The sequence below is a fragment of the Citrobacter sp. B72 genome (assembly GCF_016894305.1).
In the GTDB taxonomy this organism is placed as follows: Bacteria; Pseudomonadota; Gammaproteobacteria; order Enterobacterales; family Enterobacteriaceae; genus Citrobacter; species Citrobacter portucalensis.
The window spans coordinates 1529326-1553746 of the sequence record NZ_CP069801.1; the positions used below are offsets into that span (position 1 = coordinate 1529326).

Below are 24421 nucleotides of genomic sequence, written 5' to 3' on the forward strand. Positions count from 1 at the left end.
AAGTAATTGTGTGATCTGGATCGATTTTCCACGGGCATCAGCCTTCAGACCGTTGTTGTTATGTCCCCATGAATTTACAGTGTGGCAAAGATTTATTCTGACTTTAGCGGAGCAGTGGAAGAATGACAAAATATGCTTTAGTAGGGGATGTTGGCGGCACCAACGCGCGTCTTGCTCTGTGCGATATTGCCAGTGGCGAGATTTCGCAGGCAAAAACCTATTCCGGGTTGGATTATCCAAGTCTGGAGGCGGTGGTGCGCGTGTACCTGGATGAGCATAGCGTTAGCGTTGAAGATGGTTGTATTGCCATTGCCTGTCCGATAACCGGCGACTGGGTGGCAATGACCAACCATACCTGGGCGTTCTCTATTGCTGAGATGAAAAAAAACCTGGGCTTCAGCCATCTGGAAATCATCAATGATTTCACCGCTGTGTCGATGGCGATCCCGATGCTGAAAAAAGAGCATTTAATCCAGTTTGGTGGCGCGGAACCTGTTGAAGGTAAACCTATTGCTGTTTATGGCGCAGGAACCGGGCTCGGCGTGGCGCATCTGGTCCACGTGGATAAACGCTGGGTAAGCCTCCCTGGTGAAGGCGGCCACGTGGATTTTGCGCCTAACAGCGAGGAAGAGGGAATTATCCTTGAGGTTCTGCGCGCGGAAATAGGTCACGTGTCCGCAGAACGCGTGCTGTCGGGTCCGGGACTGGTGAATCTGTATCGCGCGATCGTTAAATCTGACGGACGCCTGCCGGAAAATCTGCAGCCGAAGGATATCACCGCACGGGCGCTGGAAGATTCCTGCATTGACTGTCGTCGTGCGCTGTCGCTGTTCTGCGTCATCATGGGACGTTTTGGTGGCGATCTGGCGTTAACGCTGGGCACATTTGGCGGTGTGTACATCGCCGGCGGCATTGTGCCGCGCTTCCTCGACTTTTTTAAAGCGTCGGGCTTCCGCGGTGGTTTTGAAGATAAAGGTCGTTTTAAAGCCTACGTGCAGGATATTCCGGTGTATCTGATCGTGCACGATAATCCAGGACTACTTGGCGCTGGTGCGCATTTACGTCAGACGCTGGGCCACATTTTGTAAGGTCAGGGCCGGATGGCGCTCAGCGCTTATCCGGCCTTGTCGTTCTGGCTGTTCATATTTTCTAAAATTATCTTGATCATCTGTTGTTCAAATAAATCGGCATGCAGGTATCTTGTGTTTTTATATTTTTTATCGGTATCCAGATAGGGTTGATGCAAACAACATTCTGGCGGCGTGCATGAGATCAGGGTGTTAATAAGGTCAATTGGTTTAGGGTATTCAACAAATAGCGGGCCATGGCGATAGTTATTTTTATTTTGCCATTCCGCCAGATCGTCCATGAAACACTCTGCGGTTGGTTTTGGCATCGCGCTGGCTTTATCTTTGCCCAATACAATATAAGCCATGTTGTATAACCCGTGCGCGTATGGCCAGAACATTTTATGGAGCTTAGTGAGTCCCGGTTCTCTCAATGCAGATACGCTTTTACAATATAAATCGAGTTGTGTCCCTGCTTCTGTCACATCCTCATCCAGGAGCGCCATCAGGTAGCGGAGGATGAACATATCGCTTGCTGTCTGCTTCGTGGCCAGTACCTTTTGCGCTCTTTTTCTGGCATCCACTGCAAAGTCTGCACGTTTGTACCACACCGCCATCATTAAATTCGTCATGGCCAGGTTAACAGGGTGACCGTTATCACTCATGCCCAATTTTTCAGGCAATAAGAGCGGTACTCGGTCAAATAAACCCGCGGCAAGAATCTCCAGTGTCGTCCATACATTAATACTGTGATCGCAGCCTGAGTCCACACCCTGCGTCACATGTTTAATCATCGCAGACTGTTGCAGGGATAAGTGCAGAGATTCCATATCATTTGACTGTATCGCGGTTTTATATCCTAATAAATCCGGGCTGCGCTTCATGCGCAGCATAAAAAGCCATGAACTCAGCTGTTGTTGCAGTGAATAATCCAGATGGCATTGTTCATGAATATCCAGGCACTCAGCTAAATAATCGTCCGTACTTATCCATATCAGGGCATTTTTTTCCGCTTCTTTTGCGTATTCGCGTAGATATGTACGTTGATATTTTTCGCTCAGCTTTGCCATGACATCACCTGTAAAAAATAGAGTGACAACCAATATACTACAAACTTAGTTCCGCTATCCTGTTCGTCGCGGAAACGACTGAAAGCGCGCGCTGTACTCTCCATTCGTCACGCTTTTTCAGCACTATAAATGCATTAATTGTCTGAATTCTTTCACTTTGCTCCGACTAACCGGGATTTCAAATTCCAGATCCTTTAAACGCAGAATATAAGTGTTGTTAAACCAGGGTTCGATCTCGCGGATTTTATTCAGATTTACGCAGAACGAGCGGTGGCAGCGGAAGAAATGCGAAGCCGGCAGTTTGCTGCAAAATTCACTGATGTTCATCGGCATGACGTATGATTCTCGTCGCGTATAGACGAACGTCATCTTTTCATGCGCTTCAGCGTAGTAGATGTCGTTGATTGGGGTCACGATGATCCGCTCATCCTTGATCAGGTTGATCGTATCGTTTTCGCGGGCCACCGGACTTACAGGAGACGTTCCCGTTTGCAGTTGCTGCCAGGCGGCTTCCAGCTTTTGCAGCATACTGACAATGCGTGATTCCTGGTACGGCTTCAGAATGTAGTCAAAAGCTTCCAGTTCGAAGGCTTCAACAGCATGCTCTTTCCATGCGGTAATAAACACAATAAAGGGTTTATGCGCGAACTGGCTGATATTTTGTGCCAGCAATACGCCGTCCAGCGAGGGAATATTAATATCCAGAAAAATGGCGTCAACGCGGTTGTGCTGGAGATATTTCAGCACGTCCAGACCATCGTCAAACGTGCCGACAATCTCCATCTGGCTGTGCTCTTTTATCAGCCAGCTCAGTTCCTGTTGGGCCAGGAATTCATCTTCAACAATGATGACTTTCACGACTTCACTCCTGGTTAAAGCAATAATGTAGTTGGCGCGGCTGCGGGCGAGTGCACATTAGGTACATAAAAGGCAATCTCTGTGCCTGGCTCCAGACGGCGGATATGTAATCCCTCACCGTAGAGCAGCTTAACGCGATGGTGCACATTCAATAGACCAATTTTATTGCCCGGCATTTCATTGGACTCGACCCGTTCAATCACTTTTGGGTCGATACCATGACCCGTATCTCGTACGGCAATCCGTACCCGGTTGCCGCACTCCGCAACGCTGATGGTGACCACACCTTTCCCTTTGCAGGGCTGGATCCCATGGACGATAGCGTTCTCGACCAACGGCTGAATCAGCAGGCTGGGAATAAAACAGCTTACCTCTTCATCGATATCATAAATAACGGTCAGCTTGTCACCAAAGCGAGCCTGTTCGATGGTGATGTAATCCTTGATTTGATACAGCTCTTTCTTAATGTCGATCTGCTCATCGTCTTTTAATTCAATATTATAGCGAAGATAGCGCGACAAATTAAAAATGAGCTGACGTGCGGTGTCCGGGTTAAGCCGCACCGACGATGAAATCGCGTTCAGGGCATTAAACAGAAAATGGGGATTTATTTTGCTTTGCAGTGCGCGTAGCTCTGCCTTATTTGCCATTTCTCGTAGTTGCTCTGCGCGGGAGACTTCAAGCTGGGTGGAGATGATTTGCGACAAACCGATCGCCATTTCCTGTAACGAGGAAGTGATTTGATGAGCGTGACAGTAGTAGATCTTCAGCGTGCCGGTCACGACGCCTTTCTCCCAAAGCGGGATCACCAGCATGGAGTGAATTTCCGGGGTGCGATGCGCTTCATCATTGTTTTTTATGATGATTTTACCGTGATTTATGGCCTCCTGCGTGGTGGGACTGACGAAGTCATCGTTATCGCGGTAGTTGATCTCTCCAACGCCAACATAGGCCAGAACGTGCTGAGTATTGGTGATGGCAACCGCGTCAGCGTGGATATCGTGGCGGATAATTTCGCACACCTGGCGTAACGACTCGCTGTTGACCTGACGAAAGAGCGGCAGCGTTTTGTTGGCGATATCCAGCGCCAGCTTGGCCTGTTTTGCAGCGCTGGCTTCTTTCTCACCTTCAACGCTTTGTACCAGCATCACGATAAAACCAATACAGACGCTGCCGAGGATCATTGGAATACCGATTTTTGAGACAATATCCAGCCCCAGTTCGGTGGTGGGTGCCCAGGCGACGACGAGGATCATGGTCAGTGATTCGCACAGCATTCCGCCTAAAATACCCGCGCGCCAGTGCTGCGCTTTGGGGATCTTACGGTTGATCCACCCGGCAATGCAGCCAGCCAGAATGCTGGTAATAAAGCAGGGTAGGGCAGTTACGCCGCCAATATCGATCAGGTAACGGTGGGTGCCTGCGATCAGCCCCGTAATAATGCCAACCCATGGACCGAACAGGATCCCTCCTGACATGACCGCGATAATACGCACATTGACCAGAGAACCTTCTACCGGTACGCCAGACCAGGTACTGAACAGGGCAAACATGGAGAAAATCGCGGTAACGGCGAGCAGCTCTTTTGGGGAGTGGGCTGACTTGTGCAACAGTTCGCGAAACAGGCGGATACGAATCAGGAAAAACAGACAGAACAGCATCAGTGCTGCCCGGTCAAATACCGCCAGCAGCATATTGAATATTTCGTGCACGGGTGACTCTTGCGAAAGGGTTAAACCACTATGATAGGTAACCTGAGGCAGGATGACCAGCACCCCCGCAGTTCAGAGCTAATGGGGAAAAACCATAATATTAAAAGGGGATTGTTGCATGATTGTTGTATTTACAATACCTGTCCTGTGAGCACTGCGTTCAAGGTAATGTATTTAACAACAAAATGTTAAATGATGGTAATTTTTGGCGGGTTGTGAAAATGGTTATTTCCTTATTTTACTCAGCTGTTCCTCTTTTTCGTCAGGAAAAAATATTTTGTTTTGCCTCTCGACAGAAGGAAATTATTCAGGCTATTTTCTAAACGTGCCACCATCGTGGCAGCGTCGCTCGGACGGTCCGGGCGCTAACGTTAATCTGAGGATATTATGGCTGACTCTCGCCCTGAACGTCGCTTTACGCGTATTGATCGCCTTCCCCCGTACGTTTTTAACATCACCGCTGAACTGAAGATGGCTGCGCGTCGGCGCGGCGAAGATATTATCGATTTCAGTATGGGGAACCCGGATGGGGCCACGCCTCCTCACATTGTCGAAAAACTGTGTACCGTGGCGCAGCGCCCGGATACTCATGGTTATTCCACCTCACGCGGCATTCCGCGTTTGCGTCGGGCGATTTCCCGCTGGTACCAGGAACGCTATGACGTTGAGATCGATCCTGAATCCGAAGCCATTGTGACCATCGGTTCCAAAGAGGGGCTGGCGCACCTGATGCTGGCAACGCTCGATCACGGTGATACGGTCCTCGTGCCCAACCCAAGTTATCCCATCCATATCTATGGCGCGGTGATTGCCGGCGCGCAGGTGCGTTCAGTGCCGCTGGTTGAGGGTGTCGACTTCTTTAATGAGCTGGAACGCGCAATACGCGAAAGTTACCCGAAGCCGAAGATGATGATCTTAGGTTTCCCATCCAACCCGACCGCGCAGTGCGTCGAGCTGGAATTCTTTGAGAAAGTGGTGGCCCTGGCTAAACGCTATGACGTGTTGGTGGTCCACGACCTGGCCTACGCTGATATTGTTTATGACGGCTGGAAGGCGCCATCGATTATGCAGGTACCCGGCGCTCGCGACGTCGCTGTTGAATTTTTCACCCTGTCGAAAAGCTACAACATGGCGGGATGGCGTATCGGGTTTATGGTGGGCAACAAAACGCTGGTGAACGCGCTGGCGCGAATCAAGAGCTATCACGATTACGGGACCTTTACGCCACTGCAGGTTGCGGCAATTGCCGCGCTGGAAGGCGATCAGCAATGTGTGCGGGATATCGCTGAGCAATATAAACGTCGTCGCGATGTGCTGGTCAAAGGACTGCATGAAGCAGGCTGGATGGTCGAGATGCCAAAGGCCTCAATGTACGTTTGGGCGAAAATTCCAGAGCAATACGCCGGGATGGGGTCACTTGAGTTTGCCAAGAAGCTGCTGAACGAAGCGAAGGTATGCGTTTCGCCAGGGATTGGGTTTGGTGATTATGGTGATACGCATGTGCGATTTGCGTTGATTGAAAACCGTGACCGTACCCGCCAGGCTATTCGCGGCATCAAGGCGATGTTTCGCGCAGATGGCCTGTTACCGACCAGTGCAAAACCGGCTTCTGAAAGTATCGACTGATAGAATGTTTCCCCAAAATGCAAAACAGGAGCCTGATGGCTCCTGTTTTTTTGCTGCGTCTTTTAATTTAGATCATCAGGGCGAAAGTACCGGCCCAAACGATGACCATAAAAGAAATGCCCATAAAGAAATATTTCACTTTTCATCTCTCCGCGTACCTGGGGTACGTCTAAATGAACATATGCTTACCTGACATAGAGCTGATGCACTCGCGAACGAAAGGGAGAATCCCCCTCATTTGCTTGGCTGCATCACCTCAGAATTCTGAGCTTTAATGCTCCAGACGGCGCTAATGTACGCCTAAAAATGAGGAGAGACAAGAGGCATTTTTTTATTTAATTTTAATAACTTACAACTGTCGTGATTCGGCGACAGTTTAATTTCTGCCGGTAATAAATTGCTATTGAGCGACGTAATGGTTACTCGGAGAATTCTCATATCGCCATGATGTTAATGCGGTTAATTTTTCGCGGAATGAGATAATGAAAAGGTTAAAAATGACCAGATTAATGATGTTAGCACTCGTTTTTACGCCATTGACGTCGATGGCGGCCTCACCGTTGGCGTTTAATTTCAGCTGCGCAAGTATTGGTGGCGTGAATAGTGATGGCAAAGGCAATGTTTGGATTGATGGCTCGAAGGCGACGGTGAAGGCCTTCAATGAAAATTACTGGGAAGCCAAAAGCGGGAACAATACGGTTTCTATTTCTCGTAAAGATGACGGGAATCCGGACGTTTCCTGGAGTGGGCCGAATCGAAAGCACGGGGTATGCCTGCCTGAAGATAATATTGACTTTTCTGGGGCCAAAAAATCGACCAGCACTGGACCCTCTTTTTCCTGCGCTGCGGTTGCAAAGGGCAGTATCGAAGAGATTATCTGCCACAGTCCTTCGCTCTCAGAAATGGATTTAGCGTTAAACGGGGCCTACAAGCAGGCGCTGGTTAAATCGAGCAATAACCCGACGCTGAAAGCAGAGCAGCGCGGTTGGGTGAAAGGGCGTAACGAGTGCTGGAAGGAACAGGATAAATCAGCCTGCATCGCCCGCAACTACAGCGAGCGAATGGCTGAACTACACAGCAAATGGGGCGTTAAATAATTCAACCTTGGAAAAAAAGAAAGGCCTTACGGCCTTTCTTTTTAGATATACAACGAAGCTTCACCCATCGGGCGAGTTTTGAAGCGACGGTGGATCCAGAGATACTGCTCGGGTGCACGCATGATCTCTTTTTCGATAATTTTGTTCATATACGCTGCAGCCTGGCTTTCATCTGCCGGGTAACCTTCCATTTCTGGGGTGATGAACAGGCGGTAACCGGTGTTATCTGCTTTTCTCACCATGGTTACGGTCAGCATTGCTGCGCCCGATAATCGTGACAGCACGTAGGTACCGTTGGTGGTCGCCACGTCTTTGACTGCGAAGAAGGGGGCGAATGAACTCCCTTTACGACCATAGTCTTGATCGGGGGCAAACCACACTGCCTCGCCTTTTTTCAGGGCGCCGACAATACCACGCAGATTATTTCTGCCGATCATTGCCTTGTTGGAGCGCATACGACCGCGGGTTTGGATCCACTCCATCAACTTATTATTGTGCGGGCGATAGGTTGCCATCATTGGCTGGCAAAGCCCCATTACGCGACCACCCAACTCGAGCGACATAAAGTGTACGCCAACGACCATCACGCCACGATTTTGCATCTGAGCGCGCTTCAGGTTGTCCAGCCCTTCTACATCAAACCATTTGCGCACCCGGCGGTCCGGCCAGAACCAGGCCATACCTGTTTCAAGCAGCCCCATGCCGAGCGAACGGAAATTCTCATCGACCAGTTTGTCTCTTTCTTCCTGTGACAGATTTGGGAAACAGAGTTCGAGATTTTTACGAGCAATAGATTCACGGCGTTTTAAAAATGGACGAGCCAGCGTTCCTGTACGGGTACCAAGAAAACACAATACGGGATAGGGAAGCTGTACCAGTAACCAGAGCACACCAACACCAAACCATGTGAGCCAGTAGCGCGGATGCAAAAACGCGCGTGAAAATTTACATTGGGGGAACATAAGCACCTGTTGTTGATACGAAATAGATGTATCGCGAAGATTCTTTGCCTGTCGTTTTACACTCTGCACTGATCGTTAGGCCGCCATGAACGATATTGGTTCCTGTAAAGAGTGTAAAACTGAGTCAGGACAAAACCACGAGGGGGCATGAATGATCGGACGCACAATGTACACCCGAAAATTAATGTCAGCCAGAAATAATTACTCAAGATTCGTAAATGTTTTTAGGGCGATTAAGGGCAAAATTTCGCCTATATATAATTCGTTGTTTTTATGATGATTAAATAAACGACGGAGAACAGTGTAATAGTAAGCGGTCGAATGATTTTTGTGAATAAAATGTTGCTCAAATTGCAAGCGGATAGGAATTGTCTTAGAATATAAAGTTAAGGGAGTGTAAGGACTTACGTTAAGTTTACGGCAGACAGGAGGTATCGCTATGCTCTATTTCTGGACCTTTCTCATACTGAGCATTCTGTGCGTCAGTTGCTATATCTGGCAGGTTATAGGCGCTGCGGCGTCAATTAGTGCTTTTCTTGGCATGGCCATCCTTACGGCATTAATTTACGTTTTTACTATGCGGTTGACCAATGGTAACGAAATGGTAACTGGATTATTCCTGTTTCTTGCCCCGACATGTGGTTTGATCATTCGTTTTATGGTCGCGGATGGTAAGCAATAATTTGCAATGTTACGTTTAGCAATAAATTATCACCTTGAGTTATTTATCTGAGTTTATTGAAGTGCCAGCATCGCTGGCACTTTTTTGTGAGACCGAAATGAATTACCGGGCATCCGCCAACTGGAGTGATGCTTCCTCTTGCTGAGCATTTTTTCGCTGTTGCTCAAGTTCCAGCGCACCGCGATGAGAGAGGTAGCAGAACAGGATGCAGCAAACAATACCCCCCATCAGCAGATAGAAGCCGCCGTGCCACCCCATTTTGTCGACCATTACGCCAAACAGACTGGTGCCCAGCGATGCGCCAAAAATGTAGCTCATAAATCCGCGCAGTCCTACTGCAGAACCTACTGCGAAGCTGGGAACGATTTCCATCGTCTGAACAGAAGCGAGGAACTGTGGAACATAGATCAGGCAACCCACAATGGCGGCAAAAATAGTGACCATCAGCAGGGATTCACTTTTCCAGTAGCCGATCAAACAGACGAAAATCAGCGCCATACAAATCATGGCCAGCGGCATGCGACGGCCTTTAAACAGTTTATCGGTAAGCCAGCCCGCCAGTAATGTGGAAGGGATTGCCGCCCATTCAAAAAACAGAAAAGCGATGCTCATTTGCTCTTTCGAGAAATGTTTTTCGGTTAACAGATAAATAGGCAACCAGCTAATCATGCCAAAACGCACCATATAGACGAAGACATCTACCAGTGAAACATACCAGGCATTCTTATTACGCAGCACATAGGTGCAGAAAATCTGGAAGGCACTCATATTTTCTGGTGCCTGGACAGCGTGTCGGGAATTTAATACTACTTTTTCTTCCGGCATCATTTGTTCCAGAGCCGGTAAGCCTTCCTGGCGCGGTGAACCTTTCCCCAGCATCAGCACAATAAAAGCAAACAGTACGGCAACACCGGCCGGGACAATATAGCTGGCGCTTTGCCAGTGCTCGCTCCCTAAAATGGCAAAGGCGGCACCAACAATCGGAGCGACAATACCACCGCCAACGTTGTGAGAAATATTCCAGAATGCGCCGACGCGTCCACGTTCTTTACGCGGAAACCAGTTGGCGATGGTAATAAATGAAGGGCCAACGCCCATACCCTGGAACAAACCGTTGAAAACGACCAGAGCGGCAAAAATCCAGAATCCGGTACTGAATCCTAAACCGACGTTTACGATGGCGCACAGAACCAGGCCGCATGCCATAAAGACCTTAGGGCTGGCCTTGTCTGCCAGACTACTCATAATACCTTTACTGATCCCATAGGCAATAAGCATACAACTGCTGAGTAGACCAATTTGCGTGGCACTGAGATCCAGATGTTCTTTCAGGTACGGTGTTGAGAGCGTGAAGTTATTACGCACAATATAGTACGCAAGATAGCCAAGAAATACGCTGAGTAATGCCTGAATGCGGTATCGGCCATAAGTTTCCTGGACTTTCTCCGCCGGGACTTTATTTGCTGAAGGCCCTGTCTTAAATATGGATAACATATCATCACCTAAATTTATATTGATGTGAATATCAGGATTTTTCGTAGTGAAGAGTGAAATAGGCGGGCGAGAAATTCAAATAGATGAAATGTGTCACTATTGACTCAATTTTTTGGATGGTGTGGCTGATTTTGACTCTTTTTAAATAATGGCTTTTCAATTCTATTCTTTTACGGACGCTTTTATCATCGGCGTGTGCGGATATTAACAAATTCAGACTGCATTTTCGGGTATTCTTTACCGATGTCGTCACTTTCCGTTTGGTTATTCTACGAATAACCTTATTCTTCCCCCAGTCGGTGATAAACGGGTAAGTTTTGTCTCAATATTTTTTTTTGCATATGTTGGTATTTATGAACGGGATCACAAACAGACTTTTGGGCCGGGGGCGTTGTTGGGCGTTCTCGCTCTGTTTTATGTTGTTGTCGGTGAGTTGCCTGGCGCAGGGTAAAGAGCTGGTAATGGCGACAACCTTTTCCCCTGGGGCAACGGCCTGGATTATTCAGCGTTGGCAGACTGAACCGGGGTCGGTGATGATTCGCACGTTAAACCGGACCAGCAGTTCATTGGAGCAACTGCTGGATACCGCGAATGCGGAAAATGTTGATCTGATTTTGACCTCATCCCCTATGCTGTTACAGCATCTGCAGGAGCATCAGAAGCTGGCGCCCTTCGAAAATGCGTTGCCGGAAAGCCAGCGGCTGGTGCCAGACTCTATCCGTTCGACCTCCGTGGCAGTGGCGATATCTGGTTTTGGTCTGTTGATTAATCGTTCTGCGCTGGTGGCACGACATCTGTCGCCTCCTGCCGACTGGGGGGATTTAACGCTGCCCAAATATCAGAACGCGCTGTTGATGAGTAGCCCATCGCGTTCGGATACCAACCATCTGATGGTTGAGTCATTGCTACAGCAAAAAGGGTGGGAAGCGGGGTGGGCGACGCTGCTGGCGAGTGCTGGAAATCTGGTGACGATTTCATCACGCAGTTTTGGCGTAGCCGACAAAATTAAGAGTGGCCTGGGCGTGGCGGGGCCGGTCATTGATAACTATGCCAACCTGTTGCTTAACGATCCTCACCTGGCTTTTACCTATTTTCCACGCTCGGCGGTATCGCCAACCTATGTTGCTGTTCTCAAGAACAGCCAGCACCCCAATGAAGCGCGTCGTTTTATCCGCTATTTGTTAAGCCCGGAGGGACAGCGGATCCTTGCTGATGCGAATACGGGGAAATATCCGGTAACGCAGCTCGCATCTGATAATCCCCGCGCTGCTCAGCAGGCTATTTTAATGAACCAGCCTCCGCTTAATTATCGGCTGATCCTTAAGCGACAACAGTTAGTGCAGCGGATGTTTGATACCGCCATCAGTTTCCGTCTTGCGCAACTGAAGGATGCATGGCGGGCACTATACAGTGCGGAAGCACGCCTGAAACGCCCGCTACCCGAAATCAGAGCCTTACTGACCAGCGTTCCGATAGATGCCAAAAGTAGTGAAGATGAAGCCTGGCTTGCGCAGTTTGATAATAAAAGCGTTGCCGAACAGCAGATGATGGAGTGGCAGCTCTGGTTTCTTAAAAACCAGCGTCAGGCGATATCAAAACTGGAAGAATTAAAATGAAAGGTGGATCGATACTGCAACGCCTTCGCCAACTCAGCATCAGCAGCAGCCTGCGGGGAGCCTTTCTAACGGGCGCATTACTGACGTTGAGCGTAAGCTGCGTCAGTTTATACTCCTGGCATGAGCAGAGCTCGCAGATACGCTATTCGCTTGATGATTACTTCCCGCGCGTGCATTCCGCTTTTTTGATTGAAGGGAATCTCAATCTGGTTGTGGACCAGCTTAATGAATTCCTGCTGGCTCCCAATACGACGGTTAGGCTGCAACTGCGCAATCAGATAATCTCGCATCTGGATAAAATCGAAGTGCTGAGCAGGGGGTTGCAACCAGCAGAACAGCAGCAACTGGCGGTGATTTTGCAGGACAGCCGGGCGCTGATGGCGGAACTGGACCGGGTGCTCTACAACATGTTCCTTGTCCGCGAAAAAGTGAGCGAACTTTCCGCGCGCATTGATTGGCTACATGATGATTTTACTACTGAGCTGAATTCACTGGTGCAGGATTTTACCTGGCAGCAGGGGACGTTGCTGGATCAAATCGAGGCCAAAAATGGTGATGCGGCGCTGTATCTCAAACGTGCCCGAGAGGTGCAAAACGAGCAGCAGCAGGTCTACACCCTGGCAAGAATTGAAAACCAGATCGTTGATGATTTACGCGACAGACTCAATGAACTGAAATCGGGTAGCGACGATGGCATGCTGGTGGAGAATCACATCCGCTACCTGGAAAATCTGAAGAAAACGGCGGATGAAAATATCCGCACCCTCGATGACTGGCCCAGTACTATCACACTGCGACAAACTATCGATGAGCTGCTGGAAATCGGGATGATGAAAAATAAAATGCCCGATACGATGCGCGATTATGTTGCAGCGCAAAAAGCGCTGGTTGATGCCAACCATGCCAGAGAGGCTACGCTTGGGCGCTTTCGAACGCTGCTGGAAGCGCAACTGGGGAGTAGCCATCAGCAAATGCAGACGTTTAACCAGCGGCTGGAACAAATTGTTCGCGTCAGCGGTGGACTTATCCTGCTGGCGACGCTGCTGGCGCTACTTCTCGCCTGGGGGCTTAACCACTACTTCATTCGCTCGCGTCTGGTGAAGCGTTTTACTGCGCTCAACCAGGCCGTGGTGCAAATTGGTCTTGGCAGAACGGATGCCTCTATCCCGGTATATGGACGCGATGAGTTGGGGCGTATCGCAGGCTTGCTGCGTCATACCCTGGGCCAGTTGAGTGCGCAAAAAAATCAGCTGGAGCAGGAAGTGACCGAACGCAAGGAGATTGAATCCGATCTTCGTGCAACGCAAGATGAGCTGATCCAGACGGCAAAACTGGCGGTGGTCGGCCAGACTATGACCACGCTGGCGCACGAGATTAATCAACCGCTGAATGCGCTGTCGATGTACCTGTTTACGGCGGGGAGGGCAATCGAACAGGGGCAACCCGCTCAGGCGAGAAGCACATTAACCAAAGCGGAAGGGCTGATTACTCGCATCGATGCCATTATCCGTTCACTGCGTCAGTTTGCGCGCCGGGCCGAGCCTGGCACGCCTCTGCATCCGGTCGATCTCCGACAAACGTTCAACGCTGCCTGGGAGCTGTTGGCCATGCGACACAAGCCACAGCAGGGTACGCTGACGCTCCCAGACCGGGGCGTGTGGGTGGTTGGTGATGAAGTGCGTATCCAGCAGGTGCTGGTAAACGTCCTGGCAAATGCGCTGGATGCCTGTCCGGTTGCGGCGAAAATAGAGGTTCACTGGCAGACCGAAGGCAGCCGGTTGTGCGTATTTATCAGTGATAACGGCCCTGGTTGGCCTGGAGCATTATTACCATCACTGTTAAAACCGTTTACTACCAGTAAGGATGTTGGCCTCGGTATTGGCTTATCGATTTGTGTATCGTTAATGATGCAAATGAACGGCGAACTGCGCCTGGCGTCGACCCCGGGGCGCAATGCCTGCGTCGTTCTGCAATTTAATCTGACGGATGTAAACGATGTTGAGTGATGAATATTCTATTCTGCTTATTGATGATGATGCCGATGTTCTTGACGCTTACACCCTGTTGCTTGAACAGGAGGGATATCATGTATTCGCATGCAGTAACCCTTTTGATGCCCGAAATTGGCTGCAGGCCGACTGGCCAGGGATTGTCCTGAGCGACGTGTGTATGCCTGGCTGTAATGGAATCGACCTGATGACGTTGTTTCATCAGGATGACAATCAGCTTCCGATCCTGTTGATCACCGGACATGGCGATGTCCCGATGGCGGTGGACGCGGTGAAGAAAGGTGCGTGGGATTTTCTGCAAAAACCGGTTGATCCAGGCAAACTGCTGGTGTTGGTAGAGGACGCGTTGCGTCAGAGAAAATCTGTGATTGCACGTCGTCACTATTGCCAGCAAAAGCTCCAGGTTGAACTGGTCGGCTACAGTGACTGGGTTAATCAGTACCGCCAGCGCTTACGGCAACTGGCTGAAACGGATATTGCCGTCTGGTTTTATGGCGAGCCGGGAACGGGGCGTATGACCGGAGCTCGTTATTTGCATCAACTTGGGCGCAGCGCTGAAGGACCGTTTATCCGCGGGGAATTGACGTTAGAGAATGCGGGGCAACTCAATGACCTTATTGCCCTGGCGCAAGGGGGAACGCTGGTCCTGAGCCATATTGAGTGCCTGACGCGCGAACAGCAGCACCAGTTGGTGCATTTGCAAAGCCAGGAGCGGCGTCCGTTTCGCTTAATTGGTATTGGCGCCACTTCGTTGGTGGAACTGGCGGCAACCAACCAGATTGTGGCCGAACTTTATTACTGTTTCGCGATGACGCAAATCGCTTGTCAGCCGTTGTCTCAGCGCCCGGATGATATTGAGCCGCTGTTTCGCCATTATCTGCAGAAAGCCTGTCTGCGTCTGAACCATCCGGTGCCCGAGGTTGACGGGGAATTACTAAAAGGAATGCGGCGTCGCGTGTGGTTAAGCAATGTTCGAGAGCTGGCCAATGCCGCCGAGCTTTTTGCCGTTGGGTTATTGCCACTGGCTGAAACCGCGAATCCACAGCTACATTTGCCCGAACCGACACCGCTCGATCGTCGTGTCGACGAGTACGAGCGACAGATCATTACCGAAGCGCTTAATATTCATCAGGGACGTATTAATGAAGTGGCGGAGTATTTACAAATTCCGCGTAAGAAACTGTATTTGCGCATGAGAAAATACGGACTGAGCAAGGAACACTATAAGTTTTAGCAGATGGCATGTGGGGAAGAATAACGGTTGACGGTATTTCGGTGACGGCGCTAGCGTTCACCGAAATACGCGACGGAACTCTGGGTGATTATCGGGGTGTTTTTCTTACCACATCAAATCGTCAGGAATGACAAAATCAGCATACGGATCGTCTTCGTCCTTCGCTTCCTGGCTCAGTTCGCAATTGAGAACAATATAGCTTGCATCACGCTGGGCAATCTTGTCGGCGACAACAGCCGGGATAATGGCGTATTCGCTCTCGCTGCTGCTTTCAGCAGTCAGGCGGGCAATGGCCAGACGGCCCTTGATCAACTGAGACTGGGTTACCTTATCAACATAAACTTTTTTGATCAGGTTATTGTCAGTAAAGTTGTAACCAATATCGCCACGGGAAATGGTGATTTTGTTCATCTCGATCAGCTGCTTGATCTGCGCTTTGTATTCTTTAGACAATGCGGCCTGCTTCTGCTGTTCGCTGAGCTGCTTATCACGCTCGACCTGTGCTTTTTTATTTTCTTCAACCGCTTCTCTGGCTTCACGAGCCTGAACGCGCGATTTTTTCGCCGTTCTCTGCACTTTCGCCATTTTTTTGCTGCTGACCAGACCTGCTTTAAGCATCTGTTCTTGTAGGGTAAGTTTTGTCATTGTCGCTTCTAATCCAAAAAATCGTTGTAAGGATTATAACCTTAACGTTCGGCGGGACGCCAGAATGATGGCTCTGACTCTAAGCATCGTGATAAAGCCTTGGGTGCTGGTTAATGGCGTGCTCGGAAGAAGGAGAAGAAAAATGGAGTGTGAAGAAGTGTATGTTCTGTATTTTCGTTATCCCTGTATTAGGGAGGGGATTTTTAAGGCAAACAGCCCCATTTTTGCGATAAAATAAAATGTGATTCAAGTCGCATTTTTTGCTTATCATTAACGAATATTTTTAATTGTTTTAAAGATCTGAATAATTAATTCATGAACACTTATATGCTGTGTTTTTTAAATTCATTAACCTTTAAATTGATATGAATCATGATAAATGACATTGCGAGCATGTCAATGATTAGCTCAAGTTAAGTGTTTTGCAATTATAAACAATTTCATTATTCTGGAATGTCAAATTGGTATGATGTAAGTGTTTTTGGTTTTTTTTAGTATTGCTTTGTATCTCGTTAAAGGAAGGTGATATTTTTAATTAAATCAATCTGATGAGTTATGAATAGCGTTTGTGGGGATGATGTCAATTCAATTATTAAAAATATGAATATTAGTTTCGCTAATGAACTTCCTACCTTTTATATTGGGCTTCAAATTTTGATTGTTTTGTTTTTTAGTGTATTACTATGTGTAAATGATATTGCTAATTGTAAGTTATTGGGGGTGTTGGAAGATTGCTTTCGTTTTAAGAGTAGTTGCTAGTAGTAATAGGCAATAGATGGTGGTTTATTTTTTAAGTGAATTAGCCAAAGCGGAAGTAAATGATCCTTTCAAAGTCTGTTTATATTCTTCATATAATCTGAATGAGCCTATTGGCAATTTGGGTTTACATCTGAATACGTTTTACGCTTTATGACGAATAAGCTATGTCAGTGATTTATGGCATGAGGTTTATTACGGGCATAACTATAACAATACATTGAATATTTTAGGGGTTATAAAGTGAATACAGTATATCGCATTATATGGAGTGCGGTCACTCAAAGCTGGGTAGTGGTATCAGAACTTGCAACATCATGTGGCAAACAAAAAAGCTCGGCAGTGCGAGCAATAACTTCAACGGTTGGTCTTTGTATTGGCCTTGGTGTTTTCTCGGCACATGCTGCAGATTACAGTTCGACAGTCTCAGGTGACTTTACGTTTCCGGCAGGAGAGACCAGTACTATTACTACCACTGATTCTCCCGGGGTTTCTGCAGATGCAGGAATTACAATTTCCTCATCCAATGATCTGATTATTTTGACTGACGGAAATAATGGTTCCGGTGCTGTAGCCAGAAATGGTGGTATTTTTAATTTTTTAAATGTTGATATAGCAACTAACGGATTAAGCGCATACGGTTTATATGCTCAAAACCAGAATAGCACTATTACAGGTCTTGGGAAAACGACAATCCTTACGAAAGCGCTTTCCAGTTCAGGTGTTATTGCGTCAAACGGTGGTAATATCTATCTGGTCGATAGTGATATTACGACCGAGGGTAGCCGATCTCCTGGTTTATCCTCTCTGGGGGCTAACAGTACTATTACGACCACCGGCGCGACAATTATCCACACGAAGCTTGATAGTAGTACGGGGGTAAACGCTGAAACCGGAGGCGCGGTCAATATTGCGGGTGCTGATATCACAACCGAAGGCGATGGATCTGTTGGGCTTAGTGCTCAGGAAGCAGGGAGTGCTATTTCGAGTACTGGCATGGTAGATATCAATACTTCAGGTACGACATCCCATGCCGTTCTTGCTCAACAAGGCAGTGCTATTAACCTGACAGACGCTCGGTTGACCACTACAGGAAATGATTCGACAGGGATATATGCTATTTATAGTGGTAGTGTGATTACTGCAACCGGACTGACAACAATTAATACATCCGGCACAAGAGCGCATGGTATTCACACGCAACTCGACGGAGTTGTCAATCTTAATAATGTCGATATAACAACCTCCGGTGCTGCTTCTGGCGTGTATGCATATGGCGGCACGATTAATAGCACCGGAACAATAACTGTGCATAGCAGCGGCGCAAACGGACATGGTATCAGAGCAAATAATGGCGGTGTGCTAAATCTTTCAAATACAGATGTGACAACCACTGGGGAAAGTGCATATAGTTTGACTGCATCCAATCAAGGCGTCATTAACATTACAGGTGATACAACGGTTCGCGCTTCGGGTGCAGGTTCTATGGGCATTTTTGCGAACGGAACCGGATCAACAATTAATCTCGGTAGTGGGGATGTTCATGTACAAACTGCGGGTGATTACAACATCAATACCGGATACTTCACTCATGGCCTACTCGCTGAAAGTGGAGGGGCAATTACCAGCAACGGTAACGTCGTAGTCACAACCACCAACACAAGCGCGAGTGGTGTTTTTGCCCGCAACGCGGGATCGTCTCTCCACCTGACTAATCTTACTGCAACGACCAGCGGTTATGGCGCAATCGGCCTCTTGGCACGACAGGGTGCCAGCGTGAATATTAGTGGGGATACAACGCTTACGACCAATGGTAGCAACGCATCTGGTGTGAATGCTGCTGACTCTGGATCCTTAGTGACTGTAAACAATCTGAATGTAACGACGACGGATAAAAACAGCAACAATAATGCGGCTGGTCTGTCGGCATTTGATGGCGGAAAAGTTATTAGTACCGGGACTACCATAATTCGTACCGCTTCGGGCAGAGGTATCTGGTCTAGTGGTACCGATGCGGTTATCAATCTTGTTGATGCTGATGTAGCAACGACAGATAGCAACGCAGTGGGAATGCAGGCTGACTATGGAGGATCCATTACCAGTACAGGCAGCACGACGATCGATACTGTGGGGGCGGGAGCTATTGGTATTTTTGCCAACGGAAATGGAAGTAATATTGCGCTAACCAATGCGCTGTCAGTCAGGACCGCGGGCGATAGCGCCCATGGGATACGCCAGCACGGAGCCGCCCAGGTCAATGTGAATGGCGGGAGTGTTATCACCTCAGGCACAAATGCTCATGGTTTCACTACAACCGGTGGCGCCACAAAAACCTTTGATGGTTCTGCGGGAAACGTATTGCCTACTATACAGGTTAGCGGAGCGGGGTCGGCAATGTTGGATGCTAATGGCACTGGTAGTCGAATTACATTAGACAATCAGACACTCAATATCAGTGGTGCCTCAATAACTGATACCTGGGGAGCCAAGGCTGAAGGCAGCGGACAGATTATCTTTAACCAGGGGACTACCGGCGGGACGGGATTGTGGGCGACAGGGACGGGAAGTCGAATCGCTCTCTCAGGTACAAATGCAAATGGTTCCCGTGTTCTCCTCGTCTCTGGCGGCACACTCTCCGTTGATCCGGTGGGTAGTACTATTGGTTCACTTGAAGGTGATTCGTCGGGGCTCGTTAGTTCCAGTTTGTCTGATGGTTCGCTCGCCATCGGCGTCAATAATGCCACCAATAACGGTAGCCTTATCGACAATGCCAATTTTGCTGGCGTATTTACCAATGTTGGCTCCTTGACCAAGACCGGATCCTTGACCCAGATTCTCAGTGGTATTGGTAATACTGTAGGTAGTGTTAATGTCACAGGTGGCACACTTGCGTTTCATCAGGTGGGGGCCTTCACCACCACAGGGTCGTACACTACTCATGCAGGCGCGACGACCAGAATTGGTATGGACAATTCGACATTAGTAGTGGGAGACAAATTTACACAGGCCAAGGATTCAACACTGAATGTAACGCTGGGAGCATCACCAGACATCACGGCAGACACTTCCTCGCTTGATGGTCAACTCATCATCAATGGTTTTAGCGATACCACAGAGCCGGTCAGGTCCAGTGAGGTCACCAACAATACCTATACCCTTATTCATACTGCAAATGGCATCACCGGTGATTTTGTCAACAACCCACTGGTTCAGACAGGGCTTGATTACTTGTTACATGACGGCCATCTGTCAACAGATAATAAGGATTATAACCTTAGCTTCCGGTTAGCCTGGAATGAGGGTTTACAATCGAAGAGCACGGGGAGTTTTACCCTTAATGAGGGGACTGCCTTTAATGTTGATACTGTGCTGTCTGACCAGACTCTACCTGCGGGGGGCTTTACCAGCGGTTGGGATGGTAAAAGTCTAACCAAGACAGGGGAAGGATTATTGATTCTGTCTGCGCTCAATACGTATACCGGTAAAACGACACTCAACGGTGGAGCATTACGTACAGATACCGTGGATAGTCTTGCCAGTAGCGACGAGTTGACTATCAATAGCGGTGTGTTTGATCTAAACAACAACAACCAACGGGCAAATCGTTTGGGGGGGGCTGGTGGCGAAGTTCGTCTGAATGGTGCGATGTTAACTGTAAACAATGAGACAGCCACTGATAACACGACATATACCGGTGATATTGTTGATGGTTCATCGAAAGGTCGTCTGACAAAAACAGGAGATGGTACGCTGACGCTGAGCGGTAATACCGGCTGGACTGGTGAAACTCAAATCGAGGGTGGGGAACTAGTGCTGGATGGTAGTAACGGCGGTGCCCAGTTGGTGAGTAATATCATCGGTAAGGACAATACTGCATTATCTCTGCGCAATGGCGCCATGCTTACTGGCTGGATCGACCCAACTGACATTAGTATTGACACGAGCAGTAGCTGGAATATGACTGCAGACTCGGTGGTCGATGCTGTCAATTTAGCAGGGACCATCAACTTCGTAGCTCCGTCCTCGTTACCAATGAACACAGGACATACCCTGACAGCCAATAGCTGGCACGGTCAAGGTGGCACGGTAGTGCTGAATACAGTGTTAGGTGATGATGCTTCTGCCACCGACAAGATTGTGGTTAATGGCGATACCAGCGGAAATACCTTTATGAGGGTGAACAATGTCGGTGGTGGTGGCGCTCAGACGGTGGAAGGTATTCGTGTAGTAGAAGTTAATGGGGTATCTGACGGCATATTCACCAAATCAGGGCGTATCGTTGCGGGCGCTTATGATTATAGTCTGGTGAAAAAGGGCAGTGACTGGTTCCTGACCAGCTTGTACGTGACACCGCCAGTGGATCCAGAAACACCTGTTGATCCCGTCTTACCTGTGGATCCAGGGACGCCTGTTACTCCACGTTCTCCTGATGCACCGGTACAGCCAGGCATATCGGTGGTACGTCCTGAGTCCGCCAGTTATACCGCCAACCTGGCGGCGGCAAATACAATGTTTATCACACGACTACATGACCGTTTGGGAGAACCTCAGTATACAGATGTGCTGACTGGAGAGAAGAAGGTGACCAGTATGTGGTTACGCCAGGTTGGTGGGCATAACCGTTGGAAAGACAACAGTGGTCAAATGAGCACGCAAAGCAACCGCTATGTTATCCAACTGGGTGGTGATATCGCGCAGTGGAGCTCGGATGATCTGCAGCGCCTGCATCTTGGGGTAATGGCAGGTTACGGCAAAGATAACAGCAATAGTCATTCGAATGTTACTGGTTACCATTCTCAAGGTTCTGTCAGTGGTTACAGTACGGGGCTTTATGCCACCTGGTATCAGAACGATGAGATTAAACAGGGTATGTACCTGGACAGTTGGGCACAGTACGGTTGGTTTAGCAATGACGTTAACGGCCAGGATATTCAGGGAGAATCTTATGATTCAAGCGGCATTACTGCTTCATTAGAAGCAGGGTACACGCATAAACTTGGTGAATTCACCGGTAGTAAGGGCGGGTTGAATGAGTGGTTTATTCAGCCACAAGTTCAGGCTATCTGGATGGGGATCAAGGCAGACGACCACCGTGAAAGCAACGGCACACGAGTGAGTTCGGAAGGTGACGGTAATCTGCAGACACGTCTTGGTCTGCGTACTTACCTTAAAGGTCATAGCAAAATAGATGACGGTAAAAACCGAACCTTCCAGCCATTTGTGGAAGTGAACTGGATACATAATACCCAGGACTTTGGGACGCGAATGGATGGAGTGAACCTGTACCAGGACGGCGCCCGCAATATTGGTGAAATCAAAACAGGTGTTGAGGGCAAACTTAACTCACGCCTAAATCTATGGGGGAGCGTGGGTGTGCAGATTGGGGACAAAGGATACAGCGACTCTTCCGCGATGGTAGGAGTGAAGTACAGTTTCTGATCAAATTGAACCTAGGGCCTGCTTATAAAGAGGCCCTTTTCCGTTCAGTACTTCTTGAGCTTATCCCCACCTTTTTTACAACGTAGCGCTCTTTTAGAGCGCTAACTAAAAGTACAGTCAGGGCAGAAACGCCTTGTAGACGATCCTTCTATAGTGTTTGAAACCACGAAACATGCCAGGTATGTGATACCAATTCGTATCGACATTTCATAAATTTTAATGCGTTTGAAATGGTAGTGTGATGCAGATCGCAAAAATGAGTGAATGTATTTAAAAAAAGATAGAATATTTAATTTTACGAAAAAATGAAGTAATAATGATTAATTGCTATTTCCATCACTGAGTAAAGCTGTGTAATTTGATTTTTATCAATTTTTGGTGATGTGAAGTGATATGAATGTTAAAAATACTTGATATTATCCATACTATAAATAGTTGCAATTTTACTCATTTCATCGGCTATTTTTGGTTGTCAAATTTTTTACCAAACAGGGAAAGACCTCTTTCTGGGAAAAAGTGCAGAGTTTTATTATATATTTCATAAGGTAACATCAGTGTAAAATATCTATTTTTTTTAAGTCGATCAAACCATTAAAAAAGACCTCGGTTAATTGTTTAGGATACATAAACAATTACAGTAGCAATCAAATATTGCTCTTCTATTCAATCTGTAATAGTTTGTTTTAAATCTATATAAAACATTAATAAGTAAGCAGTGTGAGGCCAGAAGTAAATGAAAATTAAAACAAGAGTGGGGGTGGGAAATAGAACCTGCAATGTGCAGCATGATCTTTCTGCTGATATAAGAAGCATGAAAATTATTATTATAGACGGTTGTTTTTATAGCAGAATTGCATGCGAATATATATTGTCAGAATTTCATGGCTGCTTGCAGGTTTTCTCATTTGCCTGTTTTACGGATTATAAAATGTGGAGTGAGAGCCTCTGTGAGGATATAGATAAGTACTATATCATTTTTAATGCAGCATCGGGTGGGCTGTATGGCAATGATGTTATTGATTTCTTGAGATATGAAGAGGGAAGAAATGATCAGGAGTTTACTCGTACCAAGATTCTGATACTGGTCAACAAAACGAAACCACAAATTTATAACAACGCAATACTCATACACTATCTTTTAAAGAAAAATAATATCCCCTCTTTGGCAGTTGTTAGCTCTTTTGTTGAGCTAAAAGTTGATATGATAAGAGACTTACTGGCAGTATTTATTTTTGATGAGATCGCATCTCTGGCAAGAATGTTTAGTAGAAGTAGTAGAATTACTGATAAGTTCAACTATAGTGATTTACGGGCGATGGATGTGTTGCTGTCTGGAGAAAGTATTCGGTCAGCTTCTAACCGCTTTGGTATCAGCACTAAAACACTTTATACCCAGCGCTCTATTATTCTTGAGAAACTGGAGTTGTAAATAAAATTATAACTCTGTTTATAACATCAAACTACTTGCTCAAAAATTAGTGGGACTATTAACAAATACTATTGCTTAACGCTAACTGTCTTATTTTTCTGCCATTATAGAAATTATGAGGTGATGTATGCCCTACGCTGAAGATATACATAAACTGAAAAAAATAGATCTTAACACTATGGTATTTTTTGTTGTTTATATGAAGTATCGTAAGATGAGCAGTGTTAGTACAATTCTGAAATGCTCTGTTGCGACAGCAAGTATAATGTTACGTAGATTCTGTGAGAATTTTAGAGAGGTCTTGTTTGAGCGAAAGTCCAGAAATCTAACACCAACATTATTTGCTCAGGAGTTATTTTTAAAGTGTGAGAAGATTGTTGATAGTTTATGTGATATTTATATTGGAAACGAATCATGCCCTGTAAGTTCTTAATCTAAAGTATATACCTACTGGCGCAAAAAGCTGATGTGGTTGTTATGGATATGTTGGGAAATGTGATGCCGAAATATTGCCGCATATTTCCTGTAGCTGAAAATATTATATGAGAACTCTATGTTAGTGATGCTTACTCTACAGGAGGGTAATGAATGGCTGTGGGAGGGCGTGAATTGTTGAGAAATGTCCCCTGCAGGAATCGAACCTGCAACTAGCCCTTAGGAGGGGCTCGTTATATCCATTTAACTAAGGGGACGAAGCGGCACGAGTATAGCCTTTTTTACTTGCA

At 47.4% G+C, this 24421-nt stretch carries 16 protein-coding genes and 1 tRNA gene; 9 read left to right on the top strand and 8 right to left on the bottom strand.

Annotated elements, in window-relative coordinates; translation table 11 throughout:
* Positions 1-122: 122 nt before the first annotated feature.
* Complete coding sequence (glk, locus tag JQN59_RS07255) at positions 123-1088, top strand: glucokinase (protein ID WP_003028256.1); 966 nt, start codon at positions 123-125, stop codon at positions 1086-1088.
* Between the two features lie 26 nt (positions 1089-1114).
* Here the strand turns inward: glk and JQN59_RS07260 are convergent, their stop codons facing one another.
* From JQN59_RS07260 to JQN59_RS07270, 3 genes are all read right to left on the bottom strand, one after another.
* Positions 1115-2137 (bottom strand): hypothetical protein, encoded by a 1023-nt coding sequence (locus tag JQN59_RS07260; protein WP_149607689.1) that lies wholly within the window; start codon positions 2135-2137, stop codon positions 1115-1117.
* A gap of 123 nt (positions 2138-2260) precedes the next feature.
* Complete coding sequence (locus JQN59_RS07265) at positions 2261-2995, bottom strand: LytR/AlgR family response regulator transcription factor (RefSeq protein ID WP_149607688.1); 735 nt, start codon at positions 2993-2995, stop codon at positions 2261-2263.
* A 14-nt stretch (positions 2996-3009) separates the two neighbouring features.
* Positions 3010-4707: a sensor histidine kinase gene (locus JQN59_RS07270; RefSeq protein WP_008785387.1), complete on the bottom strand. Its 1698-nt coding sequence runs from the start codon at positions 4705-4707 to the stop codon at positions 3010-3012.
* A 387-nt stretch (positions 4708-5094) separates the two neighbouring features.
* On the opposite strand from JQN59_RS07270, the gene alaC reads away from it, so the two are divergent.
* Positions 5095-6333: an alanine transaminase gene (alaC, locus tag JQN59_RS07275; protein ID WP_048215831.1), complete on the top strand. Its 1239-nt coding sequence runs from the start codon at positions 5095-5097 to the stop codon at positions 6331-6333.
* Between the two features lie 67 nt (positions 6334-6400).
* Here the strand turns inward: alaC and ypdK are convergent, their stop codons facing one another.
* Positions 6401-6472, bottom strand: a complete 72-nt coding sequence (gene ypdK / locus JQN59_RS07280; protein WP_010723117.1) for a membrane protein YpdK — start codon at positions 6470-6472, stop codon at positions 6401-6403.
* 343 nt (positions 6473-6815) lie between these two features.
* Here ypdK and JQN59_RS07285 point away from each other — a divergent pair, with 343 nt between their 5' ends.
* Positions 6816-7430, top strand: coding sequence for a lysozyme inhibitor LprI family protein (locus JQN59_RS07285; protein WP_103015410.1), 615 nt, complete (start codon positions 6816-6818; stop codon positions 7428-7430).
* A 41-nt stretch (positions 7431-7471) separates the two neighbouring features.
* Here the strand turns inward: JQN59_RS07285 and lpxP are convergent, their stop codons facing one another.
* Entirely contained in the window at positions 7472-8392 is a 921-nt protein-coding gene (lpxP, locus tag JQN59_RS07290; protein WP_020996694.1) for a kdo(2)-lipid IV(A) palmitoleoyltransferase, read from the bottom strand.
* A 439-nt stretch (positions 8393-8831) separates the two neighbouring features.
* Between lpxP and JQN59_RS07295 the strand changes: the two genes are divergently transcribed.
* On the top strand, positions 8832-9074 hold the full coding sequence (locus JQN59_RS07295) for a DUF2545 family protein (protein ID WP_008785383.1): 243 nt from the start codon (positions 8832-8834) through the stop codon (positions 9072-9074).
* A gap of 102 nt (positions 9075-9176) precedes the next feature.
* On the opposite strand, the gene pgtP is transcribed toward JQN59_RS07295, so the two are convergent.
* Entirely contained in the window at positions 9177-10568 is a 1392-nt protein-coding gene (gene pgtP / locus JQN59_RS07300; RefSeq protein ID WP_149607687.1) for a phosphoglycerate transporter PgtP, read from the bottom strand.
* A gap of 416 nt (positions 10569-10984) precedes the next feature.
* On the opposite strand from pgtP, the gene pgtC reads away from it, so the two are divergent.
* The 3 genes from pgtC to pgtA are packed head-to-tail and all read left to right on the top strand — an operon-like array spanning position 10985 to position 15427.
* Positions 10985-12184 (top strand): phosphoglycerate transport regulator PgtC, encoded by a 1200-nt coding sequence (gene pgtC, locus JQN59_RS07305; protein ID WP_149607693.1) that lies wholly within the window; start codon positions 10985-10987, stop codon positions 12182-12184.
* 11 nt (positions 12185-12195) lie between these two features.
* Positions 12196-14190, top strand: coding sequence for a two-component system sensor histidine kinase PgtB (gene pgtB / locus JQN59_RS07310; protein WP_188110100.1), 1995 nt, complete (start codon positions 12196-12198; stop codon positions 14188-14190).
* Positions 14180-15427 (top strand): two-component system response regulator PgtA, encoded by a 1248-nt coding sequence (gene pgtA, locus JQN59_RS07315; protein ID WP_149607685.1) that lies wholly within the window; start codon positions 14180-14182, stop codon positions 15425-15427. Before pgtB ends, pgtA begins: the two co-directional genes overlap by 11 nt.
* A gap of 105 nt (positions 15428-15532) precedes the next feature.
* Here pgtA and JQN59_RS07320 read toward each other — a convergent pair whose 3' ends face one another.
* On the bottom strand, positions 15533-16072 hold the full coding sequence (locus JQN59_RS07320) for a DUF2058 domain-containing protein (protein WP_020996692.1): 540 nt from the start codon (positions 16070-16072) through the stop codon (positions 15533-15535).
* A gap of 999 nt (positions 16073-17071) precedes the next feature.
* Between JQN59_RS07320 and JQN59_RS07325 the strand changes: the two genes are divergently transcribed.
* Both JQN59_RS07325 and JQN59_RS07330 read left to right on the top strand, forming a co-directional pair.
* Positions 17072-22267 carry an autotransporter outer membrane beta-barrel domain-containing protein gene (locus JQN59_RS07325; protein WP_204528194.1) on the top strand — a complete coding sequence of 1732 codons (5196 nt, stop codon included), beginning with the start codon at positions 17072-17074 and terminating at the stop codon, positions 22265-22267.
* Positions 22268-23000: 733 nt separating this feature from the next.
* Positions 23001-23696, top strand: coding sequence for a hypothetical protein (locus JQN59_RS07330; protein ID WP_149607683.1), 696 nt, complete (start codon positions 23001-23003; stop codon positions 23694-23696).
* Positions 23697-24316: 620 nt separating this feature from the next.
* On the opposite strand, the gene JQN59_RS07335 is transcribed toward JQN59_RS07330, so the two are convergent.
* Positions 24317-24388, bottom strand: a tRNA-Arg gene (locus tag JQN59_RS07335).
* Between the last annotated feature and the right edge of the window lie 33 nt (positions 24389-24421).